The sequence below is a fragment of the Streptomyces shenzhenensis genome (assembly GCF_021462265.1).
Taxonomy (GTDB): Bacteria; Actinomycetota; Actinomycetes; order Streptomycetales; family Streptomycetaceae; genus Streptomyces; species Streptomyces shenzhenensis.
This window is the reverse complement of sequence record NZ_JAJONF010000090.1, coordinates 1-13721: the sequence shown is the minus strand read 5'-3', so window position 1 is coordinate 13721 and position 13721 is coordinate 1. Positions and strand designations below refer to the sequence as shown.

Below are 13721 nucleotides of genomic sequence, written 5' to 3'. Positions count from 1 at the left end.
GCCGGAGAACTCGACGCGCTCGCCCAGCCCCCCGCCGAGCGGCGGACGCCGACGGTCCGCGGCGCTCCCGGACTCCAGCCCGATCCGGTCCATCGGCCGGTCCGGCTCCTCGACCGCCGACCGCAGCAGGGTGATGTACTGGTCCACCATCCTTTGCATCGTGTCCTCGTCGAACAGCGAGGTGGCGTACTCCCAGATCAGCGTGATCCGGTCGTGGTCCGGGTGGTCCGCACGGCCGGCTCGCTGCTGAGCGCGCGGTATCACCACGATGTTGAGGTCCATCTTGGCCGAGCCGTTGTGACGCTCCAGGACGGTGCCCCGCACGCCCCCGAACTCCAGGGTCGGCACGATGGCGTTGTGGAAGCTGAACATCACCTGGAACAGCGGGTTGATGGACGGCACCCGGGGCGGCGCCACCGCCTCCACCAGCCGGTCCAGCGGCACGTCCTGCCAGTCCGAGGTCTCCCTCAGCACCTCGTTCACCCGCTGTCGCAGCCGGTCGAAGCCCGGTGAACCCGAGGTGTCCAGCCGCAGCGGCAGCGTGTTCACCACCATGCCCAGCATGCGCTCGGTCTCCGCGAGCCGGCGGTTGGCGGCCCCCGTGCCCACGACCAGGTCGCTCTGACCCGAGTAGCGGCTCAACAGGGCGGCGAAGCCCGACAGCATGGAGGCGAACAGCGTCACCCCCGACCGCTCGCTGGACTCCCGCAGCGCACGGCTCAGTCCGGCCGGCAGCTCCACCCGCAGGGCTGCGCCCCGGAACGACGGGACGCGCGGCCGGGGCCGGTCCGTCGGCAGATCCAGGACCAGCGGGGCGTCCTTCAAGTGCCCCTTCCAGTACTCCAGATGACGGTCCAGCACCTCGTCTCTCATCCAGGACCGCTGCCAGGCGGCGAAGTCGGCGTACTGGATGGGAGGTTCGGGCAACGGCGACGGCCGGCCGGCCGCCAGCTCCGGGTAGATCGCGCGGATCTCGTCGAGAAGCACGCCGAACGACCAGCCGTCGTGCACGAAGTGGTGCTCCACCTGGACGAGGGTGTGGTCGTCGGGCGAGTGCCGGATCAGCAGCCAGCGGGCCAGCGGCGGATCCGTCAGCTCGAAAGGACGGCGGATCGTGTCCCGCACGACCTCCTCGGTACGGCGCTCCCGGTCCGCCTCCGGCACGTCCTGGAGGTCGACCACGGGCAGCCGTACCGCCATCGGCGGGCGGACCTCCTGCACCGGGACGCCGTCGACAGTGGAGAACGCCGTACGGAAGATCTCGTGCCGGCGCACCACTTCGGTGATCGTGTCGCGCAGCACCGACGCGTCGAGCGGGCCCCGCAGCCGGATGGTGGCCTGGGCGTTGTAGGCGAGGTTGCCGGGGGAGAGCTGCTCCAGGAACCAGATCCGCTCCTGTGGGAACGACAGCGGCAGCGGACGGTCCCGGGGGACCCGCGCCACCGGCGGCAGCGGCGGCGCGCTGCGGCCCAGCCGGTCCAGCTCGGCGGCCATCCGCGCCACCGTGCGCTCGCCGTAGATGCTCGATATCGGCAGTTCGGTGCCGAACTCCGAGCGCACCCGCGCCGCGAGGCGTCCCGCGAGCAGCGAGTGGCCGCCCAGCAGGAAGAAGTCGTCCTCGACACCGATACCGTCGATGCCGAGGAGCTCGGCGGCGATCTCCGCCAGCCGGCGCTCGGTCCCGGTCCGGGCTTCGGCCCCGCCACCGCCCAGGCCCAGCGACGTGCGGTCCAGGGCGGGCAGCGCGCCACGGTCGAGCTTGCCGTTGGGCAGCAGCGGCAGCCGGTCGATCACCGCGATGGACGGCACCATGTAGTGCGGCAGCCGCTCGGCGGCGAACCCGCGCAGCTCCAGGGGCCCGGCCGACGGCGCCACGACATAGCCGAGCAGCCGGTCCTCGTCGCCGACCCGGCCCACGACGACCGCGACGTCCTGGACGGCTGGATGCTCGCGCAGCACACCGGCGATCTCGTCCGGCTCGATGCGGAAGCCGTTCAGCTTGACCTGCTGGTCGATGCGGCCGAGGAAGTCCAGCTCCCCGTCCGGCGTCGTCCGCACCAGGTCCCCGGTGCGGTAGGCCCGCTCGCCCGGGGCGTCCGGGTCGGGCACGAAACGGTCGGCGGTCAGGCCCGGCCGCCCGATGTACCCGCGGGCCACCCCCTCGCCGCCGACGACCAGTTCACCCGGTTCGCCGGGCGGCACCGGGCGCATCGACTCGTCCAGCACATACAGGCGGACTCCGTCGACGGCCCGGCCGATGACCGGCTTGCCGCCGCCCGGCCGGGTCCGGGACACCGAGGCCCACACGGTGGTCTCGGTCGGGCCGTACGCGTTGAACATCGCACGGCCCGGCGCCCACCGGTCGACGAGCTGCTGGGGCAGCGCCTCCCCGGCGCAGACGATCGTCTCCAGGTACGGCAGTTCCCGCTCGGACACCATGGCGAGCACGCTCGGGGGCAGCGTGATGTGGGTGATCCGGGCGCGGGCCAGGAAGTCGCCGAGCCCCGGGCCGTACAGGACGTCCCGGCGCGGCGGCAGTACGAGGGTGGCGCCCGAGCACAGCGCCATGGCCAGCTCGAAGACGGATGCGTCGAAGCTGGGCGAGGCGAACTGGAGGACCCGGTGGCCCGGGCGCACCGTGAACGCCGTGCGCTGGGCCGCCGCCAGGTTGGCCAGTCCGCGCTGGGTGAGTGTCACGCCCTTGGGACGGCCGGTGGAGCCGGAGGTGTAGATGACGTACGCCGCGGACTCCGGGCGCGGCCGGGGCAGCGGGACGGGCTCGGCGGGCGCGGCGTCGTCGGCGGGGTCCGCGAGGGGTATGCCGAGACCGCGCAGCCATTCGGGCGCGGTCGCGTCGGCGACGACCAGCGCGGTGCCCGAGTCACGGATCATGTACGAGAGCCGGTCGGCCGGGTACGAGGGATCCAGCGGCAGCCAGGCGGCCCCGGCGCGGACGACGGCCAGGACCGAGGCCACGAGGTCGAGGGACGGCTGCAGGAACACGCCGACCGTCGCCCCCGGACCCACGCCGAGGGACCGGAGCCGGGCGGCCAGAGCGACGGCGCGGGCGTCGAGTTCGGCGTACGTCAGCTGCCGGTCGCCGAGCTCTGCCGCCGGCCGGTCGGGGGTCGCGGCGACTTGCCGGAGAAACCTGTCTAGGAAGTGTCCGGAATCTGCTGGTGTCACGGAAGTCTCCATGAGGGCGGTGACGGAAGGGCGACGACCCGAGGACGGGGCGGGCGACCGTGGCCGGCTTTTGGGCGGGCCACGGTGCCGCACCGCCGTCCCGGTCGCCCTGCTTCGGCGGATGCGGGCAGACGCGGGCGGACGTCCAGGGTGTGTGCGGGGTGTGTGCGGGGTGCGTGCGACGGCGATCATCGATCGGTGAAGCCACGCTAACGGCGCCACGAGGGCCGGAACGGCACTGTCACAGGCACTCTGGGCGGCACTTCCGGCTGCCGTTCGTGCCGCTCACGCCTCCTGGCCGGCCGTGGGCGGCATCGTGCGGGACAGCGGCGAGGGCAGGGCCCACAGGCAGGCGGTGAGCGCCCCGGCCGCCGCGATCCACAGCGTGGCCCGCAGGCCCAGCGGCCCGGCGACGGCTCCCGCGATCAGCGCGGAGAGCGGCCGCATGCCGAGGTTCACCCCTTGGTAGGCGCCGAACACGCTTGACCGCATGGCGTCCGGGACCAGCGACGTCAGCAGGGTGGCCGTGGTGATGTCGATCCAGATGACGCCCATCGCCGAACCGAACTGGGCGCCGACGAGCATGACCAGGGTCGCGGGCCCCGACCCGTGCGCCGCGGGGATCAGCAGCAGGGGGGCGGGGGTCGTCAGGCAGCCGAGCAGGAACGTCCGGCCCACCCCGAGGCGCCGGGTCAGCGGGGTCGCGCACACGGCCCCCACCACCGCGCCGACGGCCCCCGCGCCCAGTACCGTGCCGAGCAGCCCCGCGCCGAGGCCCAGAGCCGTGGTGGCGTACAGGACGAAGAGGGTGGTCGTCACGAAGCAGAAGAAGTTGATCGTCGCCGTGGCGGCCAGCGCCGCCCGGACGGCCCGGGACCGGACGATGAACCGCCCGGCCGCCCGCAGCCGGGCGCGCTCCTGCGAAGGCGGTGCCTCCTGCGGTGCGATACGGGCCAGGAGCACCGCCGAGACGAGGTATGACAGGGCGTCCACCAGCAGGGCGAGCGGCGCGGAGCACAACTGCACCAGGAAGCCGCCGGCGCTGGGCCCGACGACCTTCGCCATGGCCCGGCTGCCGCTGCCGAGGGCGTTGCCGGCCACGTAACCGCCCGGCGGCACCATCGCCTTGAACAGCGGGGGATTGCACACCTCGAAGAGCACCGACAGCAGTCCGACGCCGAACGCCACCGCGAAGAGGACGGTGAACGTCAGCGTGCCGAGGGCGTGGACGAGCGGGAGGCTGAGGAGCAGTGCGAAGCGGCCCAGATCGGCGGCGATCATGACGTGCCGGCGGTGCCTGCGACGGTCCGCCCACAGCCCGGCGTACGGCCCGAACAGCAGATGCGGCAGCCAGACCGCGGCACCGAGATAGCCCATCTGGGCCGCGTCGGCGTGCACGACGGTGACGGCGATGAGGGGGATGGCGAGGGCGGACACCTGGTCGCCGAGGTACGACACCGTCTGCGCCGTCCAGTACCGGCGAAACGCGGTGTCGTGCAACAGGCCGGGGATCCAGGACAGGACGCGGGAGCGGGCCGTCGGCCGGGGCGCGGGGGCGAGGGTCTTGCCGGGCGCGGATGCGTGCACGGGAGCGGGCCTTCCTGTGGTCGTCGGGCATGACGTGCGGCGGGATGCCCGTGGGCGCACTCCATGCCGTCGACCGCAGCGGACCGCCCGGCGCTACGGCGGCGGCGGTCCGCTCCAGGGCATGGCACACGGCCACGACCGTTCGATGACCGGGATCGCCAGGGCGGCCGGGGCGGATGCGCGCTCGCGCGCGGGCGCGATGACGCCACCGGAGGTGGTCCGCGCCCTCGGCCGGGGCGGGACGCCGCCCGGCCGCCCGGCCGCCCGGCCGCCCGGCCGCGCGGACCCGGCCCGGGGTGTGGTGTGGACCGCCCGTCCCACCCGTCGTACCCGACCTGCCGGGTCCTCACGATAGCGCGGCCCCGCCGCGGCCCGCCGCCCCGCACCGGGCGAACTGCCCCCGCCGGCACCGGGTTTCGGCCTGATGTCGGGATGCCGGCTCATGGAGGCCGGCCACCTGACGCGTCCGCTGTGCCGTCTGCCAGGCAGCGGCTGGCGCCTTCTCAGCCTTGCGGGCGATCCCGCGCAGTGCGCCCGCCGAGCCGGCCGGAGCATCGGGGCTGTCTTCGGGCACTCGAAGGGCGCCTGACGGGTGAAAACCCAGGTCAGGCGCCCTTTCGCAGGCGTCTGGAAGAAACCCGGCTTCTTCGCCGAGTACGACAACAGCAGGTTGTTGTAGCTCAGCCGACCGCGGCGTCGGCGGAATCGGGAGTCGGCGCGCGGGCCGGGCTCGGTCGAGAGCGGGCTGCGCGAAAGGCGCCTGACGGGTGAAAACCCAGGTCAGGCGCCTTTTCGCGGGTGTCTAGAAGAAGCCCAGCCGCTTCGGCGAGTACGACACCAGGAGATTCTTCGTCTGCTGGTAGTGCTCCAGCATCATCTTGTGCGTCTCGCGGCCGATCCCCGACTGCTTGTAGCCGCCGAACGCCGCGTGCGCGGGGTACGCGTGGTAGCAGTTGGTCCACACCCGGCCCGCCTGGATCGAGCGGCCCGCGCGGTACGCGGTGTTGATGTCACGGGTCCACACGCCCGCACCGAGTCCGTACAGCGTGTCGTTGGCCATCTTGATCGCGTCGTCGAAGTCGTCGAAGGACGTCACCGAGACCACCGGGCCGAAGATCTCCTCCTGGAAGATCCGCATCCGGTTGTCGCCCTCGAAGATGGTCGGCTGGACGTAGTAGCCGCCCTTCAACTCGCCGTCGTAGTCGATGCGTTCCCCACCGGTGAGGACCTTCGCCCCCTCCTGCCGGCCGATGTCCAGGTAGGAGAGGATCTTCTCCAGCTGGTCGTTGGAGGCCTGGGCGCCGATCATCGTGTCGGTGTCGAGCGGGTGACCCGGCTTGATCAGGCGGGTACGGGCGACCGCCGCCTCCATGAACTCGGCGTAGTGCCCGCGCTGGACGAGCGCCCGGGACGGGCAGGTGCAGACCTCGCCCTGGTTGAGCGCGAACATCGTGAAGCCCTCGAGGGCCTTGTCGCGGAAGTCGTCGTCGTGCGCCCAGACGTCGTCGAAGAAGATGTTCGGGGACTTGCCGCCCAGTTCGAGCGTGACCGGCTTGATGTTCTCCGAGGCGTACTGCATGATCAGCCGCCCCGTGGTGGTCTCACCGGTGAAGGCGACCTTCGCCACCCGGGGGCTCGACGCCAGCGGCTTGCCCGCCTCCACCCCGAAACCGTTGACGATGTTCAGCACACCCGGCGGCAGGAGGTCCGCGATCAGGCTCATCCAGTAGTGGATGGAGGCCGGGGTCTGCTCGGCCGGCTTGATGACGACCGCGTTCCCGGCCGCCAGGGCCGGCGCCAGCTTCCAGGTCGCCATCAGGATGGGGAAGTTCCACGGGATGATCTGCGCGACGACGCCGAGCGGCTCGTGGAAGTGGTACGCCACCGTGTCGTCGTCGACCTCGCCCAGCGAACCCTCCTGCGCGCGGATCGCCCCCGCGAAGTACCGGAAGTGGTCGATGGCCAGGGGGATGTCGGCGGCCAGCGTCTCGCGCACCGGCTTGCCGTTCTCCCAGCTCTCGGCGACCGCGAGCGGTTCGAGGTGGGCCTCCATCCGGTCGGCGATCTTGAGTAGGATGTCGGAGCGCTCCGTCACCGACCTACGGCCCCAGCCCGGCGCCGCCGCGTGCGCCGCGTCCAGCGCCCGCTCCACGTCCTCCGCGGTGCCCCGCGCCACCTCGGTGAACGGCAGCCCGTTCACCGGCGACGGGTTCTCGAAGTACTGCCCCCGGGCCGGTGGCACGTACTCGCCGCCGATGAAGTGGTCGTAGCGCGCCTGGTAGGAGACGATCGCGCCCTCGGTGCCGGGCGCCGCGTAACGGGTCATGGTGGCCTGCCTCCTTGCAGATGAGCTGCCCGCCGTCGGGCAGCTCCCGGCGCGGAGGCTAGGGGAGCGGACGTTGCGAGCACGTTGCGCCGCGGGTCAGCCGGCCGGCGCCGCGAACTCCGCCTCCAGGGCCGCCAGCCGGGACCGTACGACCGCCGTCGGCCGCACCGCCGCCAGCGCCCGCCACACCTCGACGTCGTCCTCGCCCCACGGCGCGTGCGCCCACTCCGCCAGCAGGTCCGGGTCATGGCCCGCGACCAGCGCGGCCCGCAGCCCGTCCGCCAGCCGCTGCCTGAGCCGTACGACCGCGGGCGCCTGCGAGCCGGGCAGCAGGGGTCCGGTGTACGCCCCCGCGGCCGCCGCCACCGCCCCCGCCTCCAGCCGCCGCTCCACCACGGTCACGTCCGACTCCACCGGCGCGGTCAGCCGGTAAGGCCGGGAGGCGAGCAGCCCCGGGCCCAGCAGCCGGCGCAGCCGCACCAGTTCCGCCCGCAGCGTCACCGGCGTCACCGACTCGTCCTCGTACAGCGCGCACAGCAGCTCGTCGCCGGTCAGTCCCTCCGGATGGCGGGACAGCAGCACCAGCAGCTCGCTGTGCCGGCGGCCGAGCCGCAGCCGGCGGCCGTCCAGCCGGAGCTCGGCCTCGTCACGGCCGAGCGCCGCCAGCGCGGGCGCCTCGGCGGCGGGCAACGGCGGATCGAGCAGCGCCAGCTGCGACTCCGCGGCGCGCGCCACCGCCTGGACGAAGCCCAGGCTGTGCGGATGCGCCAGCCGGTCGCCGCCGGTGATGTCGACGGCACCCAGCACCCGCCCGGTGCGCGGATCGTGCACCGGCGCCGCCGCGCACGTCCACGGCTGCACCCGGCGGATGAAGTGCTCCGCGGCGAACACCTGCACCGGCCGGTCCACGGCCACCGCCGTCCCCGGCGCGTTGGTGCCGACCGCGGTCTCCGACCAGCGCGCGCCCGGCACGAAGTTCATCCGGTCCGCCCGGCGCCGGGTCGCCGGATGCCCCTCGACCCACAGCAGCCTGCCGTCCGCGTCGCACACCGCCAGAAGGTGCTCGCCGTCCGCCGCGAACGTGCCCATCAGCTCCCTGATCAGCGGCATCACCCGGGCCAGCGGATGCTCCGCCCGGTACGCGCCGAGGTCACCGTCCGTCAGCTCCACGCGTGCCGTGCCGTCCGGGCCCACCCCGGCCCGCGCGGAACGCCGCCACGACTCGGCCACCACGGACCGCACCGGGCGCGGCACCGTGCCCGCGGTGGTGAACGTCTCGTGCGCCCGGCGCAGCGCCCGGACGCGCTCGGCAGGGTCGGCCCCCGGCTCCAGGGCCACCCAGGTATTGGTCAACTCGGCCTCCCGACGGCGATGCGGCTGGGGACATCGTCACGCGGGGTGTACGTGCCGACAACCGTTTCGACCGGCCTCTTCGCGCGGACCGCCGATGAGCCTCACCGCGACGACATGCCGACCAGCCGCATGTAGCGGACCCAGTCCCAGTGCTTGCCCGGATCGGTGTGGTCGGTCCCCGGCACCTCGACGTGGCCGATGACGTGGTCCCGGTCCTTCGGGATGCCGTAGCGGTCGCAGATCGACGCCGTCAGCCGCGCCGACTCCTTGTACAGGGCGTCGGTGAAGTACTCCGGCTCGTCCACCCAGCCCTCGTGCTCGATGCCGATGCTCCGCGTGTTGTAGTCCCAGTTCCCGGCGTGCCAGGCCACGTCGGACTCCCGCACGCACTGGGCCACATGTCCGTCGGCCGAGCGCACCAGATAGTGCGCGGACACCCGCTTCTTCGGGTTCTGGAAGATGGACAGCGTGCCGGCGTACGACTGCTGCGTGACATGGATGATCACATGGTCGATCGCGTAGTCGTCGGGTCGCGAGGCCGGTGTCCGGTTGTCGCTGCTCGCCGCCTGCCACTCGGCCGACGGATAGTCGACGGGTCCGGTCTGTGCGCCGGCCCGGCCCGCGGGGAGCAGCGCGTACGGGACTGCGGCGAGGGCCGCGCCCTTCAGGAGCCGTCGCCTGCTGAGGAGCGGTCGTGCCCGGTCCATGGGTGGGGTGCCTTTCGGAAGCGTGCTCGAAGCACGGGGGAGTCGAGGGGCGGTCAGCGGCGCAGGGTGGCCGCCGTCTCGCGCAGTCGCCCATGCAGTCCGCGGTAAGTCTCGCGCGCGGGGAGCCACTCCTTGCGTAGCTTGGCCACACATGTGTAGTTGGTGTCGCACACATTGGCCAATGGTGATTCCACCGCCTGGGTCGCGTACTGGTACGCGTCGAGTTCGCCGAACCCGTAGTCGCGCACCAGCCACCGCACCAGGTCGAGCTGCGATATCCGGAAGGCGTCCTCCAGCGGACGCGCCGACCCCGTCGAGATGATGTGTGTGTCCGACTCCAGCCGGGGCCACGGCGTCGCGATCCCCTTCAGCAGCTCGACGATCACCACGGTGTTCATCGCGCACTCAGAGACTGGAATCAGGCGTACTTTAGAAGTACGGCCGAACGCGGCCCGCACCGGCCCAGCCAGCGCAGCACCAGCCGCACCGTGTGGTGCCCATTCCCGGATGCCGGCATGAGGAGTCGGGCCGCTCCCTGGGCCAGTGCGCCCCCAGCCACCCCGGCATCCGCAAAGTGTGGGTCGACGGCGGCTACCGCCAGCACCTCGTCGGGCACGCCGCCACCCTCGGCATCGACATGGAAATCACCGCCCGCACCCCTGGGACCAGGGGCTTCACCCCGATTCCGAAGCGGTGGGCGGTCGAGCGGACCTACGGCTGGCTCATGCTCAACCGACGTCTCGCCCGCGACTACGAGACCCTGTCCACTCGCTCCGAAGCCATGATCCACCTCGCCATGACCGACCTCATGGCCCGTCGCCTCACCAGCGAGAACACCATCTCCTGGCGCGACCCAACACGGACGATCGGCTGGCGCCTCGCCGCGCTCCACCGCCCGGCGGGCCGGCCGCGCGGCAGTTGCAGTGGGCTGATTGGGGCCGGTGAAGAAACATGGACACCGGACTCAGTGCGATGACGCTCGCCCACGCCGGGAGCGTTCGGCTTGTTGGTCCTGGGCCGTCCGGCGTTGGCAATCTGGTCAGAACGGTCTGTGCAGATCGCGCCACGCTCGTCGCAGATTGGCGGCCAGCTCGGCTCGGTTCTGATGCGCGTGGGCGATCCAGGCGGGCTGGCCAGGTCCGCTGCGCCAGGACTCGCTGAGTGGGCTGTGGTCCACGGTGTCGTATCCGAACTGGTCGTACAGCCGCGTCACCAGGTCGGCGGCTTCGGGGAAGTCGCTGGAGACGGGGAGCGCGAGCCGGTCCGGCGCACCGGCCGGCCGGGCGGCGGTGGGGATCCGCCACGCCTCGATCATGGTGAAGGCTTTCGCCACCTTGGCGGCCAGGAGCTGTTCCTGGCGCAGTTCGTGTTCCGTCTTCGCGCCGGAATCGATGACGGGGATGTGGCCGTCTCGCCAGACGAAGTAGTTGTTCGTATCCAAGACGATCTTGCCCGCGAGGGCCTCGGCCGGCATGTCGGAGACGACGGTGAGGGGCGCCGCGATGACGACGAAGCGGCCGGCCGCTGCCGCTTCCGCGGCGTGCGCCGCCGCGCTGCCGGGCCCAGCCCGGCGATCAGGGAGGCGAGCGTCTGCGGTCCGCGAGAATTAGCGAGGACGACCTCGTATCCGGTCGAGATGGCCGTGCGGGCGAACTGGCTGCCGACTTCGCCGGCTCCGGTGATTCCGACGATTGTCATGAGTGGTCCTTCTCAGGTGGGCCGGCGGGTAGCCGTCTCGCCGGCGGGGTGTGCAGCTGCTGCAGCCCGATGACGCGCAGCAGGTCGAGCTTCTGTTCGTCCTCGGATCCCGGGGCCGCGGTCATGATCACGATCGTCTGGTCGCCGGGGCCGCCGGTGAGGGTGTCGCAGTCCACGACGATGTCGCCGGCCAGCGCGGTGTGCAGGGTCTTGCGGCTGGTGCGGAGCTCGCCGACCGTGCCCTCCCGCCAGCGCCGGCTGAACTCCGGGCTGGCCCTGGTCAGTCGTGTGATCAGCTGGGACAGGTCGGGGTCGTCCGGGTAGCGGCTCACCGCCTTGCGGAGGTGGCCGACGAGGTCCCGTGCGTAGGTTTCCTCGTCCTCGGGGGTGTGCGTCACCGGGTGCGCCCTGTCGGTGAAGTAGCGCCACGCGACGTTGCGCTCCAGGCGGGTCTGGCTCGACGGGTCACCGAAGAGCGCGGCCCAGAGCGGGTTCCACAACACCACCTCGTAGATGGCGGTGTGCATGGCGACGGCGACCGGGAGATTGCGGAAGCGGTCCACCATCCGCTGGGCGGTCGGGGTGATGTGCCGGGGCACGTGCCCGGCCGACGGCAGGGCCACCCCCGCTACCCGGAACAGGTGCTCGCGCTCCTCGTCGTTGAGCCGCAGCGCCCTGGCGAGAGAGGTCAGCAGCTGAGCGGAGGGGTTGCGGGCACGGCCCTGCTCCAGGCGGACGATGTAGTCGACACTCACCCCGGCGGTCAGCGCGAGCTCCTCACGGCGCAGACCGGGCGTACGCCGGTTCAGGCCCGGGGCCAGACCGACGTCCGCCGGCCGCACCCTGGTGCGCCACGCACGGATCAGCTGCGGAAACTCGTCCATGCCGCCATGATCCCCCGCGATCGGCGACCGCGGGTGGTACCAGCTTGCCTACCCAGAGCGGTACCTGTCGGCCCGGCCGCGAAGGCACCAGCATTCGATCTCGACCGCAACGGGTGGTGACCCGTAGCCCCTGTGGCCCGGTTCGGCCGGGCGAGAAGGAGAAGTGATGTCGGAGATCGATCTGAAGAGCTGGTACCTGCAGTACGTCGCGGCGCTCGACGGCCGGCGGCTGGACGAGATGGACCAGTTCATCGCCGACGAGGTGACCCTGAACGGCACCCCGGGTCGGCGGGCCGATGTGATCGCGGACATGCGATCCATCCTCGAGGCCGTTCCGGACATGCGGTGGGAGGTCCAGGAGTTGCTGTTCGACCGTGACCGGATCGCCGTGCGCGCCGTCAACACCGGCACCCCGCAGAAGGAGTGGCTGGGCGTCGCGCCCACCGGCAAGTCCTTCACGATCGTCGAGTACGCCATCTACCGGGTCCGCGACGGGCGCTTCGTGGAGATGACCAACCTGCACGACTCGGCGGACATCCTGCGGCAGCTGACCGCCTGACCCACCGGGTGGAGGGCCGGCACCTCGATCGTGGAGGTGCCGGCCTCGGCCGTGAACGGGAAGCCGCCGCGCTCGACATCCGTCCCCCAACGTTCGCGGATCGTTCCACCAGGTCAGACTCGCGGCGACGAGCGCGACAGTATCTATCCGAGCCACACCGCACCCGAATCGATGTCCCGTTCGGGAAGCTGAAACGACGAACGACGATGAGCCGGCCGGCGTAAAATGTCTCGAGGACGCGATCGCCCGGTCCGGGCATCGTGGTCCACTGCTGGATCGCTGCCGTCCCGGCCGGGGCGCGAACAGCATCATCGCCGGCCAACAACTTGCCGATCTGGAACACTGATAAATCCCCTGAACCGGCTGCTGACCGCCGGGACGCTTGCGCCGAACCACTGCCGCCGCATCGAGGCCGAGCTGACCGAGGTCGAATACGTCTTCAACCGGGCGCCCCCGTCCGGGTCTGTTTCCCCGGCCACCCCGCAGCGACGGCTCAGCCGGCCTGCTGGCCGAGGCCGGACACCGCTGACGGTTCGCAGTCAGCTCGATCGGGCAGCGCCTGGTGCGGTGTAGGACAGGGCGGCGAGGTAGTCCGACCAGCTGTTGCCGGCGAATTGGGCCCACCGGTGGGCAGTTCCCGGAGCGATCCCGAACAGGTCGGCGATCACGATCGGTGGCAGGTGACGTGCCTCAACCTCTTTTGCTTCTGGGGGAGTTCACGCTGAAGGTGGCCGGGAGCTCTTAGAACTCCTAACGAAATGAGTGGCGCGGAACGCTAGGCTCGGGTGGTCATGAGTCAGAGTGGTTCGCAAGCAGCAGCATTTTTCCGAGACGTCCGCCAGAGCGGAGTCGTCTGGCTTGTGCGGGATGACGAGGGGAGTCCGGCTCCCCTCGCGGTTGACGGCACCCGGAGTCTTCCCTACTGGTCGACGTCGGCCCGCGCCGCGCGGGCGGCGAAGATCTGGGCAAATGGGCTACGGGTTGAATCCATGCCTCTGGATGTCTGGCGCGACAGCGACCTGCCTGCTGCCGCCAGTGAGGGACTCATGATCGGCATCAACTGGAGCGGACCCCGTCTCGTCGGATGGAGTTTCACTCCCGTCGAAGTCCTCAGACGACTCGCGGCGGCCGACTAGCTCTCGCACTCGCTCGGCAGAGCGCGCAGCCGCCGCCAGCAGATGAGTACGCATCCGAGCGTGAGGAACGCTTCGTGGATGTCGTCGCGTATCTCCCAGCGGATCCGCAGGCGGCGGAACCAGTGCAGGTGGGCGAAGGCGCGCTCCACGACCCAGCGTTGGGTTCCCAGGCCGGAACCGTGCTCGGTGCCCCGGCGGGCGATGACCGGCTTCACGCCGAGGTCCCAGACGAGCCGGCGGTACTTGTCGTGGTCGTAGCCTGTGCCGTTCGGAAACTCATCGCTG

Annotated in this window: 10 protein-coding genes and 3 pseudogenes; 3 read left to right on the top strand and 10 right to left on the bottom strand. The window is 71.6% G+C overall.

What is annotated here, in order from left to right; translation table 11 throughout:
- The 6 genes and pseudogenes from LQ326_RS45815 to LQ326_RS45790 all read right to left on the bottom strand — a co-directional run.
- Positions 1-3186: non-ribosomal peptide synthetase (locus LQ326_RS45815; RefSeq protein ID WP_234545147.1), on the bottom strand; the 3186-nt coding region annotated here is incomplete at its 3' end.
- 285 nt (positions 3187-3471) lie between these two features.
- Positions 3472-4773, bottom strand: coding sequence for an MFS transporter (locus tag LQ326_RS45810; RefSeq protein WP_234545146.1), 1302 nt, complete (start codon positions 4771-4773; stop codon positions 3472-3474).
- Between the two features lie 802 nt (positions 4774-5575).
- The gene (exaC, locus tag LQ326_RS45805; RefSeq protein WP_234545145.1) at positions 5576-7099 is read right to left on the bottom strand and encodes an acetaldehyde dehydrogenase ExaC; all 1524 of its coding nucleotides are present in this window, start codon (positions 7097-7099) and stop codon (positions 5576-5578) included.
- A gap of 96 nt (positions 7100-7195) precedes the next feature.
- Positions 7196-8452 (bottom strand): GAF domain-containing protein, encoded by a 1257-nt coding sequence (locus LQ326_RS45800; protein ID WP_234545144.1) that lies wholly within the window; start codon positions 8450-8452, stop codon positions 7196-7198.
- A gap of 101 nt (positions 8453-8553) precedes the next feature.
- Positions 8554-9159 carry an N-acetylmuramoyl-L-alanine amidase gene (locus LQ326_RS45795; protein ID WP_234545143.1) on the bottom strand — a complete coding sequence of 202 codons (606 nt, stop codon included), beginning with the start codon at positions 9157-9159 and terminating at the stop codon, positions 8554-8556.
- A 53-nt stretch (positions 9160-9212) separates the two neighbouring features.
- A pseudogene (locus LQ326_RS45790) lies at positions 9213-9686 on the bottom strand (acetamidase/formamidase family protein); the annotation flags it as partial.
- Positions 9687-9688: 2 nt separating this feature from the next.
- On the opposite strand from LQ326_RS45790, the pseudogene LQ326_RS45785 reads away from it, so the two are divergent.
- Positions 9689-10018 (top strand): annotated as a pseudogene (locus LQ326_RS45785) (transposase); the annotation flags it as partial.
- A 180-nt stretch (positions 10019-10198) separates the two neighbouring features.
- Here the strand turns inward: LQ326_RS45785 and LQ326_RS45780 are convergent.
- The 3 genes and pseudogenes from LQ326_RS45780 to LQ326_RS45775 all read right to left on the bottom strand — a co-directional run bounded on the left by LQ326_RS45780 (position 10199) and on the right by LQ326_RS45775 (position 11741).
- A complete protein-coding gene (locus tag LQ326_RS45780) occupies positions 10199-10633 on the bottom strand; it encodes an NADPH-dependent F420 reductase (RefSeq protein WP_234545142.1) in 435 nt (144 codons plus the stop codon).
- A 134-nt stretch (positions 10634-10767) separates the two neighbouring features.
- Positions 10768-10857, bottom strand: a pseudogene (locus LQ326_RS49030) (NADP oxidoreductase); the annotation flags it as partial.
- Complete coding sequence (locus tag LQ326_RS45775; protein WP_234545141.1) at positions 10854-11741, bottom strand: helix-turn-helix domain-containing protein; 888 nt, start codon at positions 11739-11741, stop codon at positions 10854-10856. The gene LQ326_RS45775 and the pseudogene LQ326_RS49030, both read right to left, overlap by 4 nt.
- Positions 11742-11907: 166 nt before the next feature.
- On the opposite strand from LQ326_RS45775, the gene LQ326_RS45770 reads away from it, so the two are divergent.
- Together LQ326_RS45770 and LQ326_RS45765 are read left to right on the top strand one after the other, a co-directional pair.
- The gene (locus LQ326_RS45770; RefSeq protein WP_234545140.1) at positions 11908-12300 is read left to right on the top strand and encodes an ester cyclase; all 393 of its coding nucleotides are present in this window, start codon (positions 11908-11910) and stop codon (positions 12298-12300) included.
- Between the two features lie 791 nt (positions 12301-13091).
- Positions 13092-13436 (top strand): DUF2750 domain-containing protein, encoded by a 345-nt coding sequence (locus LQ326_RS45765; RefSeq protein WP_234545139.1) that lies wholly within the window; start codon positions 13092-13094, stop codon positions 13434-13436.
- Here the strand turns inward: LQ326_RS45765 and LQ326_RS45760 are convergent.
- Positions 13433-13721, bottom strand: a 289-nt coding sequence (locus LQ326_RS45760) for a transposase (protein ID WP_372497136.1), incomplete at its 5' end; no start/stop codon positions are given. The two genes, LQ326_RS45765 and LQ326_RS45760, sit on opposite strands and share 4 nt — an antisense overlap.